We start from the raw sequence: 23,808 nt of genomic DNA, 5'->3' as shown, positions 1-23,808 counted from the left end.
GTTGATTGGGCCGGGCTTATTTGCGCGTCCGGCTCAGGAAAAAGAATCCCGTGACGAGCATAACAGAAATCGCGAGCAGCGCCGTCGAGATCGCGTTGATTTCCGGGGTGATGACGCGCCTCAGCTGCCCCAGCATGTAGGTCGGCAGCGTGTCCTGCCCGGCGGATTTCACGAACTCGGTGATCACCACGTCGTCGAGCGAGATCACGAAGGCCAGCATCGCCCCGGCGAGGATGCCGGGCCAGAGCTGGGGCAGCGTGATCCGCCGGAACACCTTGAGCGGCGAGCCGTAAAGGTCCGCCCCCGCCTGTTCGAGGCTGAGATCCATCCCCTGCAGCCGCGCACGGATCGGCATGTAGGCGAACGGGATGCAGAAGGCCGAGTGCGCGAGGATCAGGTAGCCAAGGCCCGTGTAACCCGTCCAGACCTTGACGATGGCAAAGACAATCAGCAACGAGACGGCGGTCACGATCTCGGGCACCATGAGCGGCTGGTTGATCAGCGCGAAGGCCAGCGTCTGTCCGCGCCACGGACGCGTTCGGGTGGTCGCCAGAGCCGCCAGCACCGCGGCCGAGGTGGCGATGAACGACGCCGAGGCGGCAATGACGACGGAGCGCACCGTCGCGGCCTGCACCCGCTCGTTCTCCCACGCGGAGACGTACCACCGCCAGGAAAACCCCTCCCAGATGGCGATCGATTCACCGGCGTTGAAGGAATAGACCACCAAAAGGATGATCGGCAGGTAGAGCACCACGAAACAAAGTATCGCGATGCTGGTAAAGCCGCGCTGGCGGCGAACGTCGAAGCCACGGCTAGACATTTGTTTCCCCCTCGCGACCGACCGCCCGGACATAGAACAGCAGCGCCACCATCACCACCGCCAGCAGCGTCAGCGACAGCGCCGCGCCCAGCGGCCAGTTGCGCAACTGCCCGAACTGCAGCTCGATCAGGTTGCCCAGCATCAGCTGCTTGCCCCCGCCCAGCACACGCGGCGTGACATAGGCCCCCAGGCAGGGCACGAAGACGAGGATGGACCCGGCCACCACCCCGGGCTTGACCAGCGGGAAGATGATCTTGCGCAGCACCTGGAACCGGGTGGCGTAGAGGTCGTACCCCGCCTCGACGAGGCTGAAGTCCAGCCGCTCCATGGAGGCGTAGATCGGAAGGATCATCAGCGGCAGATAGACATAGGTCATGCCCAGAAGCAGCGAGAACTCTGTAAAGAGCATCTGTATGGGCTCGTCGATGACCCCCGTGGCAATAAGGGCGGTGTTGATCGTGCCCTGGTTGCGGATGAGCTCCATGATGGCAAAGGTCCGGATCAGCAGGTTGGTCCAGAACGGGATCATGATCAACAGCATCCACACGTCGCGCTGCCGCGGCGGACGGGTGGCGATGAAATAGGCCGTCGGAAAGCCGAAGATGAAGGCAAGGATCGCCGTCAGGACCGAAAGCTTCACCGACCGCCAAAGCACCGTCAGGTGGGCGTCCGCAAGCTCCAGCTCGCCGGTGAAGAAATCCCGCTCGGCCACGACGTTGAACCACGCCTTGCCCGAGAATTCCCAGATCACGCCGACGTAGTCGCCCGGCGTGAGGAAAGAGTAGATCAGCACCACGATCAGCGGCCCGGACGCCGCCAGCGTGAGTATGATGAGCGACGGCGTCAGCAGAAGCCAGCGGTCGCGCTTTTCCTTGCGGTTCCGGGCGGCGGCAAGGTCTGTCATGGCATCAGTCCTTCAACACCTGGCCGATGCCGGGGGCAAAGCTGACCCCGACACGGTCGCCCGTGGCGTGGGTCTGCTGGGCGTCCGGCTGATTCTGCTGGCGGATCACGAACTTGCCGCCGGCATCAAGCGTCACGTGGTAATGGGTGTCCGTCCCGAAATAGACGATGTTTTCCAGGGTGCCGGGCAGTAGCGCGCCGTCGATGTCGTCCAGCCGCGCATGCTCGGGTCTCACGGCGATGGTCACCTGTCCGCCCGCGCCCTGTGCCCCCTGCGCTGCACGGGCCCGCGTTTCCGCGCCCGAGGCCAGCCGGATCTGCGCGGCCTCCCCCTGCGTTCCCAGAAGCTCGGCGTCGAGAAAGTTGGTGTCGCCGATGAAATCCGCCACGAAGCGTTCGGCGGGATGATCGTAGATTTCCCGCGGGCCGCCGACCTGACGTATCTTGCCGGCATTCATCACCGCCATGCGGTCCGACATCGTCAGCGCCTCTTCCTGGTCGTGGGTGACGAAAACGAACGTGATCCCGGTTTCCGACTGGAGCCGCTTTAGCTCCAGCTGCATGTCCTTTCGCAGCTTGAAATCCAGCGCCGAAAGCGGCTCGTCGAGCAACAGAACCCGCGGCCGAGGCGCCAGCGCGCGCGCCAGCGCCACGCGCTGCTGCTGGCCGCCGCTGATCTGGCTTGTCTTGCGGTCGGCCATCTCCGTCATCCGCACGAGCGCCAGCATCTCGTCGACCGTGCTGCTGATTTCCGCCTTGGGCTTGCCCAGCATCTCCAGCCCGAACGCAATGTTCTCGGCCACCGTCATGTGCGGGAACAGCGCGTAGGACTGGAACACGGTGTTGACCGGGCGCGTGTAGGGCGGCTTTTTCAGCAGGTCCTCGCCATCCAGCAGGACCCGTCCGCTGGTCGGGTCCGTGAACCCGGCAATCACGCGCAATATCGTGGTCTTGCCGCAGCCCGAGGGGCCCAGCAAGGTAAAGAACTCGTTCGATTCGATGGTGATCGACACATCGTCCAGCGCGGTAAAGGCATTTGCCCCCTCGCCGAACACTTTTGACACGTTTCCGATTTCGATCATTGCCCCTGCCGCACCTTGTCCCTTTAATTTGATCAAAAATTAACGAGACAGAGGTGTCAAGCGGGGACGCGCAAGAGATTTACCTGCCGGCCGATATCACCGGGATGTCCAGCGGCCGGAGAAATCGAACGCCGTGTCGTAGCCGAACAGCGCCGCAGCCCCACCAGTATGCACGAAAACGACCCTCTCGCCACGCTTGAAATGCCCCTTGCGCACCAGATCCACAAGGCCCGCCGCGCCCTTGGCAGAGTAAACCGGGTCCAGCAGTATCGCCTCGAGCTCGGCAAACATGCGGATCGCTTCCAAACCGCCATCCGTCGGGATGCCATAGCCCGCGCCGACATAGTCGGTGTTCGCGACCACGTCCTCGCGCGCGACCGCGCCCGGGCAGCCGAGCCTTTCGCATGTCAGCGCGGCCAGGTTGAACACGTTCTCCTCCTGTTTCGGCCTGGGCGCGCGCACCCCGATCCCAAGCAGCGGGATATCCGCATGCGTGGCCTTCAACCCCGTGACCAGCCCCGCCTGCGTACCGGCGCTGCCGGTGGCGTGAACGATATGGTCGATTCGCAGGCCGCGCTCGTTCAACTGCCCCAGCATCTCGAACGCGCAATTGACATAGCCCAGCGCCCCCGTCGGGTTCGAGCCGCCGCCGGGGATCGTGTAGACCTTGCGCCCATCGGCGCGGAACCTCTCGGCGACGGCCTCCATCTCGGCGTTCATGTCGCCACCGCCTGCGCGTTTCTCGGTCGTGGCTCCGTGCAGATGATCCAGCAGCACGTTGCCGTTATGATTGTAGTTCGCCTCGTCCGAGCCGGTGCGGTCCTCCAGCAGGATATGGCAATCCATCCCCAGCTTCGCCGCGAAGGCGGCGGTCTGGCGGGCATGGTTTGACTGGGTCGCCCCCTGCGTCATGACCATGTCGGCGCCCTGCGCCTCGGCCTCGGCCATGAGAAACTCCAGCTTGCGCGTCTTGTTGCCCCCGGTGGACAGGCCAGTGCAATCGTCACGCTTGATCCAGATTTCCGGACCGCCAAGTTCGGCGCTGAGCCGGTCGAGCCGCTCAAGCGGGGTCGGCAGGTGGGCGACGAAGCGGCGGGGAAAGCGCGCGAGATGCATGACAAGCCTCCTTTGGTTGCACAAAAGGAAACATAACGGCGTGACAGGCCGATTACGAATGCGGAATTCGCAAACTAAAATGCGCATATTGCATTTTGTGGCGAGCCCCGCCTACCCTGCCGGGATGCACCATGACTGGCTGGAAGACATTCTCGCCGTGATCGAGACCGGTTCGTTCCTGCGGGCCGCCGCACGGCGGAACATCACCCAGCCCGCCTTTACGCGCCGCATCAAGGCGATCGAGTCCGCGCTGGGAACCCCCTTGTTTGACCGGCGGCGCAAGCCCGTGGCGCTGCTGCCGTCCATGCGCGCACAAGAGGCCAGCATCCGGCGGCTGGCGCAGGAAATGCGCGCCCTGCGCGGCGCAATGCGCATGGCCGGTCAGGGCGCCGGACAGGGGCTGACACTGGCCTGTCAGCATGCGATCACCGCCACGATCTCGCCGCGCATGGTGCAGCACCTGACGCGGTCGGGCTGGACCGCGATCAGGGTGCGGTCAGGCAATCGCGACGAATGCCTTTTCCAGCTCATCTCGGGGGCGGCTGACATGGTCGTGACCTACGAACATCCCGGCGCGCAGCCTGTCGCGGCACCGGCGGCGCTTGAACGTCGGCGCATTGCCGTGGACACGCTGCTGCCCGTCTGCATTCCCGCCCTGGATCGCCCACAGCAACAGGAGATCCCGGCCATCGGCTATCCCCCGGATGTCTTTCTCGGCGAATTGCTGGAACGCGTCGTCTGGCCGGACCTGCCCTCTGACAAGAGGCTGGCGCCACGGGCCGAAACCGCCCTGACGCTCGCGGCGTATCACTATGCCCTGGGCGGTATCGGCGTGGCGTGGCTGCCATTGTCACTGGTCGCGGACGATCTCTCGGCGGGCCGGCTGGTCCGGCCCGATCTTGGGCCCGACTGCGCGCTCGACGTGTGCTTGATCCGCCTCGCCGGCGAAACGCGCCCGACGGTCGAGGACGCATGGCAGGCGCTGACCGCGTCGTAGTGCCGGGCGCCTCAGCCGAGGGTCCGGATCACGGCCTGCGCCGTCTCCGCGCCCGAGATGTCCGCGCCGCCCACAGTCGCCCACAGGCTTTCGTGGCAGGCCTCGCCGGCAAAGAAGACACGCTCGGCCACCGGGGCGCGCAGAACCTCGCGCATCGGGTAGCCACCCGGCACGGCGGAGGCGTAGCATCCGCGCGTGAGCGGGTCTTTCGTCCATTCGGTGACGGCGCTGCCGGTCACGTACCGGTCCACGTCGGCACCGATCATGCCGCGCAGCTTGCCCAGAACGAAGTCCGTCGCCGCACGCGGCCCCGCGCGCTCCAACTCCCGCGCAAAGGAACCGCCCACGTCGCAATAGGCCAGCCCGGTGCCGCTGGCATTGGTCAGCGCGCCGAACGCCTCGTCACTGTCATCCACCCGGTGCAGCACGTATCCATCTTCTCCCAGCCCGAAGATGTCGGCCGAAAAGCGCAGGGTTATGTGGTTGTAGTCGCCCATCGTGACGGCGGCGAAGGAGTCCCGCTTGGCGGCGGGCAGCACCGGGTCGAAGGCGATCCCGCCACCGGCCAGCACCCCGGTGGAAACCGTCACGATGACCGCCCTTGCCCGGATCGTGCCACGGGGCGTATCCACCTCGACCCCCGGTCCGCCCCAGCGAATGCGCGTTGCCGGCGTGCCCAGCGCGACGGGCAGGCCCGCGGCGTGATCGGCCACCAGACGCCCGTATCCCTCGGCGCAAAACCAGTCCACGCTGTCGGCTGAGTTCCACCAATCGACGCAGGAGAAGGCATCCATGTCCTTGCCCATCTCCCACGGGCCGATGCCGAACCACGCGGTCCTCGTCCAGTACCCGTCGCGCGGCGCGACATCGGCCGGCGCGACGTCCTGCCCGCGGCGCCCGGCAACGGACACGGCGTCGTACACCCTGTCCCATGCACCCCACATCGCCTCGGTCGCGGCCGCGTCGGCCGGGCCGTGTTCGCCGTAGATCGCGTATGATTCGGGGTCCTTGTAAAAAGTGTAGGGGCCGGTCTTTGCCCGGTTGAAATACGGGTTGCGGCGCTGGTTCTGAACCCAGTGCGCGCCACGGTCGTTCGGTACGCCGAAGGTTTCGGTCTCGGTATGGGCGCGGCCGCCCACGTGCGATGCGGCCTCGATATGCACGTATTCGACGCCCGCCGCCCGGAGCGCGTGCGCCGCGGCGATACCCGCGGCCCCCGCCCCCACGACCACGACATCCGGGTTTGACGGCATGCGTTCTGCCGACCGGGCCGCTGACGGCATCAGCACACCGGCCCCGCAAAGCGAAACGAAACTGCGCCGGTCAAGTGGCCGGGCCGATGGTTCATCGCTGCGTGTCGTCATGGTTCCGCTCCCCGAAAGTTTCCTCTACACTGTAGAGAGGATACTTACTCTACAGTGTAGAGTCAGTCAAGGGAACGGAGGGAAACCATGACCAATCGCGGCAACCTGACCCGCGAGTCGATCGTCCGCGCCGCCATGAAGATGCTGGACCGGGAAGGTGAAAAGGCGTTCAGCATGCGCAAGCTGGCCGCCGAGATGGGCGTGGACCCGATGGCGCTCTACCACCATCATTCCAGCCGCCGGATGCTCATGCACGAGGTCCTGCAGGCCCTCATGACCGAATTCGAGATGCCGCGCCCGACCGGCGACTGGCGCAACGACATCCGCAACCTTTGCGACGGCTTGCGCCAGCTGGCCAAACGCCACCCCGGCGCCTTCCGCGTCTACGAGCTCTACGAGGACTGGGTGCCGGCCGAACACCGCGTGCACGAGGCGTTCCACGCCACGCTCGCCGGGGCGGGGTTTCCACCGCCCAAGGCCGTGCGCGGCGTGAGGGTCCTGCTGGCCTACACCGAGGCGTTCGCCGTGGACGAGATCACAGGCTGGTTGGCACCCTTCGACGCGGACGATCGTGCGGACTTTGTCGACAGCCTGTCCTCGGGCGACTACCCCACCATGGCGGCAATGGTGGACGAAATCGGCAAGGTGGACCCGGACGCAGATTTCGCCTTTGGACTCGACGTGTTGATCCGGGGCCTGGAAGCGGAGCTGAGCTGAGCAGCGGCACCGTTCACACCGCCCCGCCCCGGTGGCGACGAAACGTCATGCGCGCACGGCCATGGTCACAGGACGGGTCCGGGCACGGTGAATCATGCGGCACGAGGGCAGGAAAGCTCATGCGACACGCCTTTCACGAACGCGGCGCGCAGGAGTCCAGCGCGTCCGCCCACCCGGTTTTTTTGCGGCCCACACGTCGCGACAGGTCAACCAGGTTCCGCCATTCTTGCGCCAACGGCGCAAGACATGCCAATTTCGGGCCCACCAAGATGCTGAAAAAAGACGCAAATCCCGGCTTCGGCTGACGCCGGGGCACCGTTCGGGGATTAGTGTATTGACTCAGGCACCTTATCAACCCATCAATTGAATGAATATTCAATTAGTCGACGCGCAGCTGGCGTGACGATGTTGGATATTGCCTAGGCTCCGGGACGGGATCGCGCCACAAGAAGCGCGGCGCATGTTCCGAGCAACAACGCATGCGGCCAAAACGCCGCGAGACAGGGAGACAAAGATGGACGTACTGGATCAACTCGGTTCCATGCGCGAAGGCAAGATGAGCCGACGCGCCTTTACCAAGTCGCTTCTGGCCAGCGGGGTCGCCGTGACTGCCGTGCCCCTCGGGGGGCGCAGGGCACTGGCCGCGACCGAGGAGCAGGCCACCTATTTCACCTGGGGCGGCTACGACATCCCCGAGCTGTTCGTTCCCTACAAGGAAAAGCACGGCGAGGTGCCGAACTTCTCCACTTTCGGCGGCTCCGAAGAGGCGCTGACCAAGATCAGGGGCGGATTCGTCGTCGACGTGACCCACCCGTGCAACCAGGCGCTGCCCCGCTGGGTTGCCACCGAACTCTTCCAGCCGGTGCAGACCGGTGAGCTGTCCAACTGGCCCGACGTGATGCCGGGGCTCGTGGACCTGCCGGGCAACGACGCCGAGGGCGGCAATGTCTGGATGGCGCCCTTCGACTGGGGCCAGACCTCGATCACCTACCGCACCGATCTCTTCGAGCTGGAAGGCGAGGAGAGCTGGGACATGCTGTGGGACGAGCGCTACAAGGGCCGACTGGGCAGCCTTGCATCTGGCGGCGACGCCTGGTGGGTCGGCGCGATCAAGGCCGGCGTGCCGTTCGAGCAACTGGATACGCAGGAAGCCTTCGACAAGATCGCGGCGGTTATGCGCGAACAGCGCCCGCTGATCCGCACCTACACCGATGACACCACGACGCTGGAACAGGCACTGTCCTCCGGCGAAATGGTGGCGGCGATGACGTGGAACAGCTCGGCCACCCTGCTCAAGGCAGAGGGCGTGCCGGTCAAGTTCGCGGATCCCAAGGAAGGTGCGCTGACATGGGTTTGCGGCCTGATGATCCACAAGGATGCGCCGCACCTCGAATTGGCGCATGACGTGATCGACTCGCTGCTGAGCGTGGAGTCGGGCAAGTTCATGATCGGCGACTATGGCTATGGCCATTCGAACGTGAAGTCTTTCGAGGAGTTCACCTCGGAGGAGCTCACCGATCTCGGACTGAGCAGCAACCCCGACGAGATCCTGAACGCGGGCCATTTCCAGATCCCGCAGACGCAGGCGTGGGAAACGAAGATGAACGGCCTCTGGGAAGAGATCAAGGCAGGCTTCTAAGGCCGCCTTTCTCCATTCCCGCGCCGGGTCGCCCCCCGGCGCGGGACATCGTCAACGCGCAAGACAGGCTGGCCGGCATTCGCCGGGCACGAACCCCTTTGTCTGGCGCAAAACCGGGGGCAAACCATGACCGAGCAGACATTCAGCGCCGCACGACCAAGCGAACCGGGCGTCGCACGCGACAGCTGGTTCACGCGCCTGATGCACAGGTCGGAACGCGCGCGCGCGTTCGGACTGCTTTCACCCACACTGCTTTTCATGATCTGCGCCGTGCTGGTGCCGTTCGGCATCCTCGTCGTGATGAGTTTCTGGACGGCGGTCGGCTTCGAGTTCGACACGTCCTTCACGCTGGACAACTACCGCGAGTTCGCGGAAAGACCGATCTACGGCGCGCTGCTGGAACGGTCGATCTGGATGTCCGGCATCGCCACGGTAGCCACGGTCATCGTGTGCTATCCGATGGCCTATTACGTGGCGTTCCACGTTCATCGCAACAAGATGATGTGGATCGTCCTGATGACGCTGCCCTTCTGGACCAGCTACCTGCTGCGCGTGTTCGCGTGGAAGGTGGTGCTGGGCTACGAGGGGGTCATCAACTCGGCGCTGATGACGGTGGGATTGATCGAGCAGCCGCTCGAATTCCTCCTCTACAGCCAGTCGGCGGTGATCATAACACTGGCGCATGCCTGGGCGGCGTTCGCGATCCTGCCCATGTTCGTGTCGCTGGACAAGATAGACAAGTCCCTGCTCGAGGCGGCGACCGATCTGGGCGACGGCCCGGTGATGCGCTTTCTCAGGGTGACGCTGCCGCTCTCGCTGCCGGGTGTCATCTCGGCCAGCCTGCTGATCTTCATCCCCACGACGGGTGACTACATCACGCCGGCCCTGCTCGGCGGTCCGGATGGCACGATGATCGGCAACCTCATTCAGAAGCAGTTCGGCCCGATCAACAACTGGCCGATGGGGGCCACCCTGTCGATCATCCTGATGCTGTGCATCGCCGGTATCTGCCTGCTCTTCATCGCGCTCACCCTCTTTGTCAGGAAACGCATCTCATGAAGCCCGAAAGCTATATCCACCGCCCCAACCGGCCGCTCCAGGTTTACGCGATCATCTTCCTGATCGTCCTGTACGTGCCGGTGCTGTTCCTGCCGCTGTTCAGCTTCAACGACTCCATCTACGTGCGTTTCCCGCTAAAGGGTTTCACACTGCAATGGTACGCCGACCTGATGCAGCGCGACGCCGTGTGGAACGCGTTGATGAACAGCGTCAAGGTTGGCGCCTTCGTCTCCGTGGTCTCGACCTTCTTCGGCGTTTTCGCGGCCAAGGCCATAACCCGGTACCGCCTGCCCGGCCGCGGCCCGATCGTGGGGTTCATCATGCTGCCGCTGGTCGTGCCGCTGATCATCTTCGGCGTGGCGCTTCTGGTACTGCTCAGCCAGATGGGTGTGCCGCTCTCGCTCTACTCCGTGGCGATAGGTCACATGATCATCTGCCTGCCTTTCGCGGTGGCGACGCTCATCCCCCGCTTCGAGGGGTTCGACAAGGCGATCGAGGAGGCCTCGGCCGACCTGGGCGAAAACGCCTGGTGGACGTTCTGGCGGGTCACCCTGCCGATGGTCTTTCCCGGCGTGGTGGCCAGCCTCATGCTCACCTTCACGGTGTCCTTCGACGAATTCATCCTGGCCTTCTTCCTCAGCGGCACGCAGCCGACGCTGCCGATGTATATCTGGGGTCAGCTGCGCTTCCCGCAGGAATTCCCGTCGGTCCTCGCGCTCGCCTCGCTCATCATCGGAGCCTCGTTCGTCGTGGTGCTGCTCAGCCAGTGGATCAACCGCGACGCCCATTTCAGTTCGGTAAAAGGGGATCAGGATGCCTGATAACGCCTTCATATCCATCCGCAACATCGACAAGTTCTTCGGCAAGGTTCAGGCGATCGACGACGTCTCGATCGACATCGGCCACGGCGAGTTCTTTTCCCTGCTGGGCGCGTCGGGCTGCGGCAAGACAACCCTGCTGAGGATGCTTGCCGGGTTCGAGGCCCCGTCGGAGGGGGAAATCTACATCGACGACCAGCCCATGTCCGAGGTGCCGCCGCACCATCGTCCGGTCAACATGGTGTTCCAGAACTACGCGATCTTTCCGCATCTGAACGTGCGCGACAACATCGCCTACGGCTTGCGCCGCCACAAGCTTTCCAAGGCCCAGCGCGACGAGATGGTCGACGAGATGCTGGAGCTGATCAAGCTGCCCGGCTTCGGCGACCGAAAGGCAAACGAGTTGTCGGGCGGCCAGCGCCAGCGTATCGCGCTGGCCCGGGCGCTCATCCTCAAGCCGAAGGTGCTGCTTCTCGACGAGCCGCTCGGCGCGCTCGACAAGCAGTTGCGCGAACAGATGCAACTGGAGCTGCGCGCGCTGCAGCGGACGGTGGGCATCACCTTCGTCTTCGTCACGCACGACCAGGAAGAGGCGCTGACGCTCTCGGACCGTATCGCCGTGATGGCCAATGGGCGTGTTCTGCAACTGGACACGCCGACCGGGCTCTACGAGAAACCCAAGTCGCGCGACGTGGCGTCCTTTATCGGGACGATGAACTTCTTCGATGCCAAGGTGGCCTCGGTCAACGGCAGCAGTGTCGAGGTCGAGGCAAAGGGGCTCGGCCGTGTCCGGGCGGAGCGGGGCGAGCGCGCCGTAACCGAGGGCGACCAGATCGAGGTGGCGATCCGTCCCGAAAAGCTGGAGCTGTCCGAGGCAGAGCCGGGTTCTGGCGGTCCCGCGATCCGTGGCACGCTGGAAAACTCGGCCTATCTGGGCGAACGCAGCCATTTCTTTGTCCGGCTGGACGGCCTTGACAAGCCGGTGGCGGTTTCATCGCAGAACAAGATGAACGCGCTCGCGGCGGCCGAACAGGCCCGCCCGATATGGCTGAGCTGGGATCCCGAGGCCATGGTTCTGCTGGCGGCTGACCGCTGAAAATGACCCAGGCCGGCCGGTTCCAATAACCCGGAACAGTAGGGACGACGATGCCAGACCCGAGCGCAAGAGCCGCAAAGACCGGTCAGAACACCGGCCGCACCGCCTCCAAGGAGGTGCGGCGCCAGCAACTGATCGATGCGACGATCGAGTCGATCGCGCAAAATGGAATGTCGGGCACCACCATGACGAGCGTCACGGGGTTCGCCGGGCTTTCCATCGGCATCGTCAATTTCCATTTCAAGAACAAGGAAACCCTGTTCGAGGAAACCCTGCGCTACCTCGCCGAGGAGCACCGCAACCAATGGCGCCAAAGCGTCAAGAAGGCAGACCTTGCCCCCGAGGCCAAGCTGCTGGCGATCGTTGATGCGCATTTTCACCCCCGCATCTGCAGCCGCAAGAAACTGGCGGTCTGGTTCGGCTTCTACGGCGAGGCGGCGACACGCGCCTCCTACCGCCACATCATGAGCGAGATCGACGACGAGCGCTGGTACATCTCCCAGCAGATCATCGGCGAGATCATCGAGGCCGGCGGCCACAAGGGGCTGACCGCGCGCGAGGTCGCGGACACGCTGGAAGGTCTCTACGACGGGTTCTGGCTCAACATACTGATCTATCCCGAGGAGTTCAGCCGCGACGACGCGATGGCGCGGATTCGCGATTACCTCGCCGATACGTTCCCCAACCATTTCGACCACCCGGCGCCACGCCTTTGCGAGGACTGAAGCCATGCCGAGGGATCCCCGCTACGACATCCTGTTCGAACCCGTGCAGATCGGCCCCGTCACGGCGCCCAACCGGTTCTACCAGGTGCCGCACTGCAACGGCATGGGGCATCAGTATCCCTCCTCCATGGCCGAGATGCGCGGCGTCAAGGCCGAGGGTGGCTGGGGCGTGGTCAACACCGAGGAATGCGAGATCCATTACAGTTCGGAACTCAGCGGCGTCATTGAAAGCCGTCTGTGGGACGACCGCGACATCCCCGTGCTGGCCAAGATGTGCGACAAGGTGCACGCCCACGGCGCGCTCGCGGGCATAGAACTCACCCATCTGGGGATGCACGCGGCAAACAATTACAGCCGCGAGATCCCGATGGCGCCATCCGCGCGCCCCATCGACCTGATGGAACCGGTGCAGGCGCGCGCGATGGACAAGTCCGACATCCGTGCCCTGCGCCGGATGCACCGCGAGGCGGCCCTGCGCGCCCGCAAGGCCGGTTTCGACATCATCTATGTCTATGCCGGGCATGACATGACCACGCTCATGCATTTCCTGTCGCGCGGCCTGAACGACCGTACCGACGAGTATGGCGGCCCGCTGGAAAACCGCGTGCGGCTGCTGCGCGAGGTGCTGGAGGACACCAAGGAGGCCGTGGGGGACACCTGCGCGGTCGCCCTGCGCCTGGCGGTGGACGAGATGGCGGGCGACGACGGGCTCCGCTCGGACGGGGAAGGCCGCGAGATCGTCGAGATGCTGGCCGAGCTTCCCGACCTGTGGGACGTGAACGTGAGCGGCTGGGAAAACGACAGCGCCACCTCCCGGTTCTCCGACGAGGGCTACCAGAACGACTACATCTCGTTCGTCAAGAGCGTCACGACCAAGCCCGTGGTGGGCGTCGGCCGCTTCACATCCCCCGACACGATGGTGTCGCTGGTGAAGAAGGGCGTGCTCGACCTTATCGGTGCGGCCCGCCCCTCCATCGCGGACCCGTTCCTGCCGAAAAAGATCGACGAAGGCCGCGTCGAGGACATCCGCGAATGCATCGGCTGCAACATCTGCGTGTCGGGCGATTTCCTCATCCACCCGATGCGCTGCACCCAGAACCCGACGATGGGCGAGGAATGGCGCCGCGGCTGGCATCCCGAGCGTATCGCCCCGAAAGCGGCCGACGAAAGCGTGCTCATCATCGGCGCGGGACCGGCAGGGCTGGAGGCCGCGCGCGCCCTTGGGCAGCGGGGATACGAGGTGACGCTGGCCGAGGCGGGGTCCGAGGTTGGCGGGCGCGCGGCGGTCGAGAGCCGCCTGCCCGGCCTGTCGGCATGGAAACGCGTTGCCGATTACCGCGCCTACCAGATCAGCCAGATGGGCAACGTGGCCCTCTACCTCGACAGCCCGCTTTCGGCCGGGGACGTGCTGGATTTCGGGGCCGACCACGTGGCCATCGCCACCGGCGCCCGATGGGCATCGCATGGCATCGGGCGGCACAACAGGACCGCGATTCCGACCGCCGACGACGCGCGCGTTTTGACGCCCGACGACATCTGCGGCGATGCCGCGCCGGACGGTCCCGTGGTGATCTTTGACGATGACCATTACTACATGGGCGGACTCATGGCGGAGCGGCTGCGCGGCAACGGCTTCGAGGTAACCTATGTCACACCCGCCGCGGACGTGTCGCACTGGACCCACAACACCATGGAGCAGGGGCGCATCCAGACCCGCCTGATGGAGATGGGCGTGACCATCGTGCCGCTGCACAACCTGTCAGCCATCGGGGCCGGCCACGTCACGCTGGAGTGCGTCTATACAGGGCAGCGACGCGACATCGCGTGCGGCACCTGCATCCCCGTCACGATGCGCACGGCCACCGATACGCTCTACCACGCCGTGGCAGAGGCGGCAGCGGGTCGGGACGCGACCGGAACGCTGACGCGCATCGGCGACTGCCTCGCCCCCGGCACGATCGCCGCGGCGGTCTATTCCGGCCACAAATACGCGCGCGAGCTGGGCGAACCGCCCGTCGACGGCGTTCCATTCCTGCGGGAGCTTCCCGCGCTGGCAAAAGAGTGAGGGCCCATGTCCCGCGATCCCAGATACGACATCCTTTTCGAACCTGTGAAAATCGGCCCTGTGACGGCGAAGAACCGGTTCTACCAGGTTCCCCATTGCAACGGCATGGGGCGCAGCTTCCCCTCTTCCATGGCCGAGATGCGCCGCGTCAAGGCCGAGGGGGGATGGGCCGTGGTCTGCACCGAGGAGGTGGAAATCCATCCCTCGGGCGATCATACGCCCTGGGCCGGCGGGCGGCTGTGGGATGACCGTGACATCCCCTACCTCGCGCGGATGTGCGAGGGCATCCACGAATTCGACAGCCTCGCCGGGATCGAGCTGAACCATGCCGGGGTGATGGCCGCCAACCGATACACCCGCGACGTGCCGCTGGCGCCCTCGCATATCCCTGTGGCCTTGCCCGACCCCGTGCAGGCGCGCGAGATGACCAAGTCAGACATCCGCGAACTGCGCCTGTGGCACCGCAACGCGGCTCTGCGGGCGAAAAAGGCGGGCTTCGATATGGTCTACGTCTATGCCGGCCATCAGCTCTCGACGATTTCGCATTTCCTGTCGCCCTACCGCAACCGCCGCTCGGACGAGTATGGCGGCACGCTGGAGAATCGCGCGCGGCTGCTGCGCGAGGTGCTGGAGGATACCAAGGAGGCGGTTGGCGATAGCTGTGCCGTGGCCCTGCGCTTCGCCGTGGACGAACTGATGGGCCCCGAGGGCATGACCTGCGACGGCGAGGGTCGCGACCTGGTCGAGATGCTGGCCGAGTTGCCCGACCTGTGGGACGTCAACATCAGCGGGTGGGAGAACGACAGCGCCCCCTCGCGGCTGAAGCCTCAGGGGTTCCAGGATGACTACGTCGCCTTCGTCAAGCAGGTGACGACCAAGCCCGTGGTGGGCGTGGGGCGCTACACCTCGCCCGATGCGATGGTTTCGCTGATAAAGGGCGGGCAACTGGACATGATCGGGGCGGCCCGCCCCTCCATCGCGGACCCGTTCCTGCCGAAAAAGATCGAGGAAGGCCGCGTCGATGACATCCGCGAATGCATCGGCTGCAACATCTGCATCACCGGTGACAATCACTCGGTTCCCATCCGCTGCACGCAGAACCCGACGATGGGCGAGGAATGGCGCAAGGGCTGGCACCCCGAGCGCATCGCGACCAAGTCGGCAGACGAAAGCGTGCTGATCGTCGGCGCGGGCCCCGCGGGGCTGGAGGCCGCCCGCGCCCTTGGCCAGCGCGGCCATGCCGTGACGCTGGCCGAGGCCCGTAGCGAGGCCGGCGGGCGGCTGGCGGGCGAACGGCGCCTGCCCGGCCTGTCGGAATGGGGCCGCGTCGTGGATTACCGTCTCTACCAGATCGGCCAGATGCCGAATGTCGACCTCTACCTCGAAAGCGCGCTGACGGCCGAGACCGTGGCGGAATTCGGGGCCGATCATGTCGTGCTGGCCACGGGCGCCAAGTGGACGGCCGACGGCATCGGGCGCGAGAACCCGCGCGGCATCGCCATCGCCGATGGCTGCACGGTCATCACGCCTGACGACGTGATGGCAGGCGCCACGCCACAGGGGCCCGTAGTGGTTTTCGACGACGACCATTTCTACATGGGCGGCGTCTTGGCCGAGAAGCTGCGGGCAGACGGGCACGATGTGCACCTGGTTACGCCGTCGCCAGAGGTGTCGTCCTGGACGCACAACACGCTGGATCAACATGCCGTGCAGCGCCGCTTGCTGGAGATGGGGGTGCGCATCAGCGTGACCCGCAACCTCTCTGCCCTGCGCCCCGGCGAGGCGGATCTGAGCTGCATCTACACCGGCACCACCACGACCGTGCCCTGCGGCACGGCTGTGATGGTCACCATGCGACGGCCCGACGACGCCCTCTACAACGCGATTGAGGCAAGCGGTGATTGCACCGCCGTTCGCATCGGGGACGCGCTGGCCCCCGGCACGATCGCCGCGGCGGTCTATGCCGGGCATCGTTTCGCCCGCGAACTGGGCGACCGCCAAGAGGCAATCCCCTTCCGGCGGGAGCTGACAGAGCTGACCCCCGCACAGACGTCCCCAAGCCCGCGAAAGGAGGTGCTTTCATGAGCCGCGATCCCCGCTACGACGTGCTTTTCGAGCCGGTCAAGATCGGCCCCGTCACCGCCAAGAACCGGTTCTACCAGGTGCCGCACTGCACCGGCATGGGCTATCTGCGGCCGCGCATGCTGGCCGAGATGCGCGGGATCAAGGCCGAGGGCGGCTGGGGCGTGGTCTGTACCGAGTACACCTCGATCCATCCCACGTCGGACGACCTGCCCCACCCTTCCGCGTCGCTGTGGAACGACAGCGACATCCGCGCCCACGCCCTGATGACGGACAAGGTGCACGAACACGGGGCGCTGGCGGGGGCCGAGCTATGGTATGGCGGCCAGCGCTCGGCCAACCTGCTGACGCGCGAAGTGCCGATGGACGTGGACAGCCTGCCCAACACGGTCGGCCACCCCTACCAGACCCGCGCGATGGACAAGCAGGACATCCGCGACCTGCGCCGCTGGCACCGCAACGCCGCCCTGCGGGCACGGGATGCGGGGTTCGACATCGTCTATGTCTACGCCACGCATACCTACCTGCTGTCCAACTTCCTCGACCCGCGCATCAACACCCGCAGCGACGAATACGGCGGATCGCTGGAAAACCGCGTGCGGATCGTGCGCGAGCTGATCGAGGAAACCAAGGACGCCGTGGGCGACCGCTGTGCCGTCGCCGTGCGCTTTTCCGCCGACGAGGAGATCGGCGAGGACGGCGTGCCCATCCATGGCGAACGCCGCGACATGCTGGCCATGCTGGCCGAGCTGCCCGACCTGTGGGACATCAACATCGCCAACTACTTCGTCGAGATGGGCGTGTCGCGCTTCGTCAAGGAGGCGGCGCTGGAACCCTACATGGATTTCGTCAAGCAGGTGACCAGCAAACCCGTCGTCACGGTGGGGCGCTTCACCTCGCCCGACACGATGGTCAGCCAGGTCCGGCGCGGCGTCACCGATTTCATCGGCGCCGCGCGCCCCTCCATCGCCGACCCGTTCCTGCCTGCCAAGATCGAGGCAGGCGAGCTGGGCGCGATCCGCGAATGCATCGGCTGCAACGTCTGTTACGCCGGCGACTCGACCAGCGTGGCCATCCGCTGCACCCAGAACCCGGCCATGGGCGAGGAATGGCGCAAGGGCTGGCACCCCGAAAACATCGCGCCCAAGGGCTCCGACGCCAGCGTGCTCGTCGTCGGCGCCGGCCCGGCGGGGCTGGAGGCTGCCCGTGCCCTGGGCCAGCGGGGGTATTCCGTGATGCTGGCCGAGGCCACGCGGGAGCTGGGCGGCCGCGTCCGGCGCGAGGCGTCGCTTCCGGGGATGAGCGAATACATCCGGGTGCGCGACTACCGCGCGCAGCAATTGCAGGAGATGGCGAATGTCGAGCTTTTCCTCGACAGCCGCCTTTCGGCGGCGGACGTGCACGAGGTGGGCGCAGACCACGTGGTGATCGCCACTGGCGCCAGCTGGCGCCGGGAGCGTTTCGATGGCGCCACCTACGTTCGCGTCGCCGCCCCCGGCACCGAGCCGGAAATCCTGACCCCCGACGACATCATGGATGGCCGGCTGCCCTCCGGTCCGACGCTGGTTTACGACGAGGACGGGTACTACATGGGCGGCGTCATTGCCGAGCGCCTGCGCGAGGCGGGGCTGGAGGTGACGCTCGCCACACCGTCCGAGGTTGTGTCGGAGTGGGCCGGCAAGACATCCGAACGCTGGACGATCCGCACCCACCTGATGAAGCTGGGGATCGGGCTGGAGCTGGCCCACGGTCTCAAGCAGTTCGACGGGCAAGAGGCCACGCTGGCCTGCGAGTTCACCGGGGCGGAAAGGACGGTTCGGGTGGCCTCGGTCGTGATGGTGACCCAGCGGCGCCCCAATGACACGCTCTATCACGAGCTCCTGGCCGGCGCGGACGGCGACGCGGGCACGCTGCCGTTCACGCTCCGCCGGATCGGCGATTGCGAGGCCCCCGCCCTTGTCGCGGCGGCGGTCTATGCCGGCCACCGTTACGCGCGCGAACTGGATACGGACGTGGACAGGGACGAGCCGATGCCCCATGACCGGGTGGATGTCGCCGGCGTGACACCAGATTACCTCGACACGCTGCTGCGTTACTACGAGGAGGAGATCGAGGGCGAAGCCTATTTTGAGGCGCTTGCGGCCCGGCTCGACGAACCCGACCACAAGGCGCGTATGGAGCTTCTGGCAAAGCTGGAGACAAGGGCGGCCGCGTCGGTGCGCCCGCTGATCGACAAGTACGACCTGACCCCGCGCCCGGCAGCGGAGCTGCAGCAGAGCGGCCGCGCGCAGGCGGCGGAGGAGCCAACCGGCTGGGCCGCGCTCATCGAGGGCATGCGCCGGACCTTCCCCGCCTACATGACGGAGTTCCACCGGCTGGAGGCAATGGCGCCGCCCGGCGATCTGCCCGCCCTCAGGGTCCTGACAGACCATGAGCGGGCCGCGCTGGCCTTCCTGGAGCGCGAGGCGGCGCAGGATCCCGACAGCGCCGCGCCGATCCAGCGCTACCTCGAAACGGGGGCTGCATGAGGCCGGGCCGGCGCGGGTCTCTTTGCGCCGCCGCGGCGGTGGCGCTCGCCGGGATGGTGCAAGCCGGGGAGACCGGGACAACGACAACGCCGGAAGCCGCCGGTAAAAAGGATGCAGCGACGCGATCCGCGACGACCACGGACTGCAAGAGTTGCACAGCCCGGCACGAAAGCCTCCAGCGTCTGCAGGACGTTCGCGCCGACAAGGCCGAAGAGTGACAGGCAGGGGCAGACCATGCCGCATCCCCCCGCCACGCTGTTCACGCCCCTGACGCTGAGGGGCCATGTCCTCAGGAACCGGATATTTTCCTCCGGTCACATGACGGTGATGCTCGACAACGGCGTGCCCGGTGATGCCATGGTCGCCTATCACGAAGCGCGGGCACGGGGTGGCGCCGCGCTCATCGTGGTGGAGGCGGCACGCACGCACCCCTCGGGGCAGTCCGGGCGCCCCGCCATCCGCGCCTACGACGATGCCTGCATCCCCGGCTACCGGCGCATCGCGCAAGCCTGCCATGCCCATGGCTGCAAGGTGTTCGGCCAGCTCAGCCATCCGGGGCGGGAAATGACGCTGGCTGCCGACGGCACGCGGCCGGTGGCGCTCGCCCCTTCGGAGGTGCCCAACGAACGCTTTCACGTGGTGCCGCACGTAATGTCGGCCGCACTGATCGACGAGATCGCCGCAAGCTTCGAAAGCGCGGCGGGTCGCCTGCGGCGCGCGGGGCTTGACGGCGTCGAGGTCGTGGGCTCGCACGGCTACCTGGCGGGGCAGTTCCTGAACCCGCGGGTCAACATGCGCAACGACCGGTACGGCGGCTCCTTCGAGAACCGCCTGCGCTTCGTGCGCGACATCCTTGCGGCCGCCCGGCGCGGGGCGGGTGCGGACATGGTGCTCGGGCTGCGGCTGTCGGGCGATGAAAAGGACAATGACGGGCTGGAGCGGGACGAGGTGCTGCCCGTGGCCGAGGCCCTGGCCGACGATGGCGTGCTGGACTACCTGAACGTGACGGCGGGAACGTCGGCCGGGCTGGCGGGGTCCACCCATATCGTGCCGCCGATGGCGTTCGAGGCCGCGTATACCGCGCCGCTGGCGGCAGAAATCCGGGCGCGCGTCGCGGTGCCTGTCTTTGTCGCCGGGCGCATCAATCAGCCGCAGACCGCCGAGCATGTTCTGGCCGCGGGGCAGGCAGACATGTGCGCGATGACGCGGGCGCTGATTTCGGACCCCGACATGCCGGCCAAGGCCGAAGCCGGGCGGTTTGACGATATCCGCGCCTGCGTGGCCTGCAACCAGGCCTGCATCGGGCACATGCTGAACGGCCACCCGGTGTCCTGCATCCAGCGGCCGGAAACCGGGCGCGAACGGGACTACGGCGCGCTGCGGCCGGCCGGGCGGCGGCAACGAGTGACGGTCGTCGGCGGCGGGCCGGCAGGGCTCAAGGCCGCGGCCGTCGCCGCAGCGCGCGGGCATGACGTGACCCTGCATGAGAAAGGTCCGGCGCTCGGCGGGCAGGTGGCGCTGGCCCAGCTTCTGCCCGGGCGGGCGGAGTTCGGCGGCGTGACCACCAACCTGTCGTGCGAGGCGGAACAGGCGGGCGTGACGCTGCGGCTGAACAGCCCGATCGACGCGGACCACATCGCGCGGGACGGCCCCGACGCGGTCGTTCTGGCGACCGGGGCCCGCCCGCGGCGGCCCGCGATTCCCGGCGCGGAGGAGGCCCATATCGTCGACGCGTGGCAGGTGCTGGAGGGCACCGCGAAAGTGGGACCGAGGGCGGTCATCGCGGACGCACAGGCAGACTGGATCGGGCTGGGGCTGGCCGAGCGGCTGGCGCGCGAGGGATGTCATGTGCGGCTGGCGGTGAACGGGGTGACGGCGGGCCATACGATCCCGCAATACGCACGTGACAAGTGGCTGGGCGACCTGCACCGGCTGGGCGTCGAAATCCGGCCCTATCTTCGGCTTTACGGGGCGGATGGCGAGGATGCCTATTTCCAGCACGTGCTCAGCGGCGAGGCCGTGGTGCTGGAGGCCGTCGATACGCTGGTCACGGCGCTGGGCCACGGCGCGGAAACCGGGCTCGCCGATGCGATGCAGTCATGGGACGGGGCGCTGCACCTCGTGGGCGATTGCCTTGCCCCCCGCACGGTCGAGGAAGCGGTGCTCGACGGGCTGCGCGTGGGGGCGGCGATATGATTCGGATGCTGTCATCCTTCGACCTGCGGCCGGGCGAGGACGAGAGCCGTTTCCGCGCCGCCTACGACCTCTTCGTCGCGAAACTGCGCGCGGCGGGGCTGATCATCGGGGCTGGCCCCGTCGGCCGACGCGTCGCCGACACGCCGATGGACACCGATGACGGCCGTGAGCAGCAGTATTTCACGACGCTGGACTTTCGTGATCGCGCCCAGCTCGATGCGGCCTACGCCCATATCCAGCGCAGCCTGCGCCCGGCAACGGCAAGCCACCTGCAGATGCATCGGCGCATCACGAATTCCGTCTTCCTGTGCTGGGAGGAGGCGCCCGTACCGCGCCCAGCGACGCAACCGAGAAGGAGCATGAAAATGACCGACACGCCAGCCATCATCCGCTTCGAGCCGCATGGCCCCGCCGACACGGGCCTTGTGGAATGGGACCGTATCGATCCCGCCGATCTCGTGTCCGGCGAACCCGTTCAGCGCGGGCATATCTATCACGAGCAGCCGGATGCGGGATATCTCGCCGGTGTCTGGGACTGCACGGCCCAGACCGAGCACATGGCCCCCTATCCCGTGGACGAACTGATGATCCTGCTGGAGGGGTCGCTCGTCATGGGGCTGCCGGACGGCAAGGATGTCGAACTGACCGAGGGCGACGCCTTCATCATTCCCAAGGGGTTCGAATGCCAGTGGAAGCAGGACGGCTATCTGCGAAAGGTTTTCATGATCCTTGACGGCCCTGTTCCCGCGACGGGCAACAACCCGTCGCTGCACCGCATCACGGTGCCCGATCTCGCCCCCCGCGAAACGGGCGAGGAGGTGGCCACCCAACGGTTGGATTTCGTCAACGCGACGGGATCCATGCAGGTGGGAGTCGCCCATTGGGCAGCGACGACCCTGCCCGCCGCACCGGTCACGGAAAACCGGCTGATCCACGTGCTGGAAGGGCGACTGACCCTCTCCGCCGACGGGGCGGAGCAGGTGTTCGGCGCTGGCGAGACGGCCTACCTGCCGGCCGGGCACACGGTCGGCTGGCAAACGCAGGCGGGCACGCGCCTGTTGGTGGCGAATTGCACGCCGACGGGATAGCGGGGGCCGGGGACCCCCGCCAGCGCCGCGGGTAACGCGGCGCCCGGGCCCCGGGGGATGGTCGCGCTATGCGAAATCCGCCGCGACCTCCTTGATGGCGTCCTCGAGGATATCGAACATGCGGTCGATCTCGTCGCGGCTGATGGTCAGCGGCGGCGAGAAGACGCACATGTTGATGAGCGGGCGCACGATCAGGCCGCGCGCCTCGCATGCGGCGTCCAGCCGTTCGCCCAGCGTGCGCTGAACGCTGAGCGGCGTGTCGCGCCCGTCGGTCAGCCCCTCGAGACACCCCAGGAGCCCCATGCCGCGGGCGTCGCCGATGATCGGCGAGGATTCCAGCGCCGTCAGCCGTTCGAGGAAATGCGGCGTGACCTCCTGCACGTGGTCCAGCAGGTTTTCCTGCTCCATGATCTCGATGTTCTTAAGTGCTGCCGCACAGCAGACCGGATGTGCCGAATATGTGTACCCGTTGGGAAACAGGACATCGTGATCCGCGCCGGTCATCCGGTCCATCACGCGGTCGGAAATGATGCACGCCCCGAGCGGCAGGTAGCCCGAGGTGATTCCCTTGGCGCAGGTGATCATGTCGGGCTCGATCCCGAACACCTCTTCTGAGGCGAACCAGTGCCCGAGCCTGCCGAACCCCGTAACCACCTCGTCGGAGATGTAGAGGATATCGTGCTTTCGGCACAGCTCCAGCGTGCGGCGGTGATAGCCCTCCGGGGGGATGATCACGCCGCCCGAGCACAGGATGGGTTCGGCGATGAAGGCCCCGATCTTGTCGGCACCGATCTCCTCGATGGCGCGCTCGAGATCCGCCACCTTGGCATCGCACCATTCCGCCTCGGTCATGCCGTCGGGCCGGATATAGGGGTTCACGTCCGGCAGGAAATGCACCAGCCTTTCCTCGAAGTCGAACCAGCTCTTGTCGCGTTCCTTGCCGGTAACGCTGGCCGCAAGGTAGGTGGAGCCGTGATACCCTTTTTCGCGCGCGATGACCTTTTTCTTCTCGGGCCGGCCGAGGCGGTTGTTCAGAAAGTGCATCGTCCGCAACGCGGTATCGACGGCCGTGGAGCCGCCGGTGGTGAACATTACCGTGTTGAGAGGCCCCGGCGCGAGTTCGGCCACCTTCTCGGCAAGGCGGGCCGCGGGCGAGGTCGTGACCGACCACGGCGACACATAAGGCAGCTCCATCACCTGATGCGCGATGGCATCCGCCATTTCCTTGCGGCCATAGCCAATCTGGACGTTCCACATCCCGGCCGGTCCATCGATCAGCTTGCGGCCGGAAGCGTCGTAGAGATGTATGCCCTCGGCATGGGTCACGACGAAACGCTCACCCTGCTTCCATGATCCCATGTGATCCCAAGGGTGCAGGTGGTGCGCCCGGTCGGAGTCCTCGATCATGTCCAGCGCGGCGTTGTGACCGGTGTTCGCGAATTCGTTCATCATTTCCCCCTGTTCTGTCTTGTTCGGCAAGATGACCACGCCCTGCCGGCGCAAACGCCGCCCG

At 66.2% G+C, this 23,808-nt stretch carries 18 protein-coding genes; 12 read left to right on the top strand and 6 right to left on the bottom strand.

Translation table 11 applies throughout. The annotated features are described in order from the left end of the window. Nucleotides 1–16 precede the first annotated feature (16 nt). The 4 genes from ACH13J_RS03520 to ACH13J_RS03505 all read right to left on the bottom strand — a co-directional run bounded on the left by ACH13J_RS03520 (nt 17) and on the right by ACH13J_RS03505 (nt 3,921). Nucleotides 17–820, bottom strand: coding sequence for an ABC transporter permease subunit (locus ACH13J_RS03520; protein WP_397541932.1), 804 nt, complete (start codon nt 818–820; stop codon nt 17–19). Then, nucleotides 813–1,724, bottom strand: a complete 912-nt coding sequence (locus ACH13J_RS03515; RefSeq protein ID WP_397541931.1) for an ABC transporter permease subunit — start codon at nt 1,722–1,724, stop codon at nt 813–815. Before ACH13J_RS03515 ends, ACH13J_RS03520 begins: the two co-directional genes overlap by 8 nt. Before the next feature lie 4 nt (nt 1,725–1,728). Next, nucleotides 1,729–2,805: a polyamine ABC transporter ATP-binding protein gene (locus ACH13J_RS03510; RefSeq protein WP_397541930.1), complete on the bottom strand. Its 1,077-nt coding sequence runs from the start codon at nt 2,803–2,805 to the stop codon at nt 1,729–1,731. 96 nt (nt 2,806–2,901) lie between these two features. Continuing rightward, nucleotides 2,902–3,921: a D-cysteate sulfo-lyase gene (locus tag ACH13J_RS03505; RefSeq protein WP_397541929.1), complete on the bottom strand. Its 1,020-nt coding sequence runs from the start codon at nt 3,919–3,921 to the stop codon at nt 2,902–2,904. Nucleotides 3,922–4,000: 79 nt separating this feature from the next. Between ACH13J_RS03505 and ACH13J_RS03500 the strand changes: the two genes are divergently transcribed. After that, on the top strand, nt 4,001–4,918 hold the full coding sequence (locus ACH13J_RS03500) for a LysR family transcriptional regulator (RefSeq protein WP_397541928.1): 918 nt from the start codon (nt 4,001–4,003) through the stop codon (nt 4,916–4,918). Between the two features lie 11 nt (nt 4,919–4,929). Here the strand turns inward: ACH13J_RS03500 and ACH13J_RS03495 are convergent, their stop codons facing one another. Next, a complete protein-coding gene (locus tag ACH13J_RS03495; RefSeq protein ID WP_397541927.1) occupies nt 4,930–6,282 on the bottom strand; it encodes an FAD-dependent oxidoreductase in 1,353 nt (450 codons plus the stop codon). 87 nt (nt 6,283–6,369) lie between these two features. Between ACH13J_RS03495 and ACH13J_RS03490 the strand changes: the two genes are divergently transcribed. From ACH13J_RS03490 to ACH13J_RS03440, 11 genes are all read left to right on the top strand, one after another. Continuing rightward, nucleotides 6,370–6,999 (top strand): TetR/AcrR family transcriptional regulator C-terminal domain-containing protein, encoded by a 630-nt coding sequence (locus ACH13J_RS03490; protein ID WP_397541926.1) that lies wholly within the window; start codon nt 6,370–6,372, stop codon nt 6,997–6,999. A 514-nt stretch (nt 7,000–7,513) separates the two neighbouring features. Then, entirely contained in the window at nt 7,514–8,638 is a 1,125-nt protein-coding gene (locus ACH13J_RS03485; RefSeq protein WP_397541925.1) for an extracellular solute-binding protein, read from the top strand. A gap of 126 nt (nt 8,639–8,764) precedes the next feature. Then, nucleotides 8,765–9,697, top strand: coding sequence for an ABC transporter permease subunit (locus tag ACH13J_RS03480; RefSeq protein WP_397541924.1), 933 nt, complete (start codon nt 8,765–8,767; stop codon nt 9,695–9,697). Then, complete coding sequence (locus tag ACH13J_RS03475) at nt 9,694–10,518, top strand: ABC transporter permease subunit (RefSeq protein WP_397541923.1); 825 nt, start codon at nt 9,694–9,696, stop codon at nt 10,516–10,518. Before ACH13J_RS03480 ends, ACH13J_RS03475 begins: the two co-directional genes overlap by 4 nt. Further along, on the top strand, nt 10,511–11,611 hold the full coding sequence (locus tag ACH13J_RS03470; protein ID WP_397541922.1) for a polyamine ABC transporter ATP-binding protein: 1,101 nt from the start codon (nt 10,511–10,513) through the stop codon (nt 11,609–11,611). The genes ACH13J_RS03475 and ACH13J_RS03470 overlap by 8 nt, the downstream gene beginning before the upstream one ends. Before the next feature lie 50 nt (nt 11,612–11,661). Further along, nucleotides 11,662–12,336: a transcriptional regulator BetI gene (betI, locus tag ACH13J_RS03465; protein ID WP_397541921.1), complete on the top strand. Its 675-nt coding sequence runs from the start codon at nt 11,662–11,664 to the stop codon at nt 12,334–12,336. 4 nt (nt 12,337–12,340) lie between these two features. Beyond that, complete coding sequence (locus tag ACH13J_RS03460; protein WP_397541920.1) at nt 12,341–14,401, top strand: oxidoreductase; 2,061 nt, start codon at nt 12,341–12,343, stop codon at nt 14,399–14,401. 6 nt (nt 14,402–14,407) lie between these two features. Further along, complete coding sequence (locus tag ACH13J_RS03455) at nt 14,408–16,486, top strand: oxidoreductase (protein ID WP_397541919.1); 2,079 nt, start codon at nt 14,408–14,410, stop codon at nt 16,484–16,486. Beyond that, entirely contained in the window at nt 16,483–19,011 is a 2,529-nt protein-coding gene (locus tag ACH13J_RS03450) for an oxidoreductase (RefSeq protein ID WP_397541918.1), read from the top strand. Before ACH13J_RS03455 ends, ACH13J_RS03450 begins: the two co-directional genes overlap by 4 nt. 234 nt (nt 19,012–19,245) lie before the next feature. Continuing rightward, complete coding sequence (locus ACH13J_RS03445; protein WP_397541917.1) at nt 19,246–21,207, top strand: oxidoreductase; 1,962 nt, start codon at nt 19,246–19,248, stop codon at nt 21,205–21,207. A 5-nt stretch (nt 21,208–21,212) separates the two neighbouring features. Next, nucleotides 21,213–22,295, top strand: a complete 1,083-nt coding sequence (locus tag ACH13J_RS03440; RefSeq protein ID WP_397541916.1) for a DUF6614 family protein — start codon at nt 21,213–21,215, stop codon at nt 22,293–22,295. A 66-nt stretch (nt 22,296–22,361) separates the two neighbouring features. Here the strand turns inward: ACH13J_RS03440 and ACH13J_RS03435 are convergent, their stop codons facing one another. After that, a complete protein-coding gene (locus ACH13J_RS03435) occupies nt 22,362–23,744 on the bottom strand; it encodes an aminotransferase (protein ID WP_397541915.1) in 1,383 nt (460 codons plus the stop codon). Nucleotides 23,745–23,808 lie beyond the last annotated feature (64 nt).

It is taken from the genome of Roseovarius salis, assembly GCF_044472985.1.
Taxonomy (GTDB): domain Bacteria; phylum Pseudomonadota; class Alphaproteobacteria; order Rhodobacterales; family Rhodobacteraceae; genus Roseovarius; species Roseovarius salis.
This window is presented reverse-complemented; position numbering and strand designations above follow the sequence as displayed.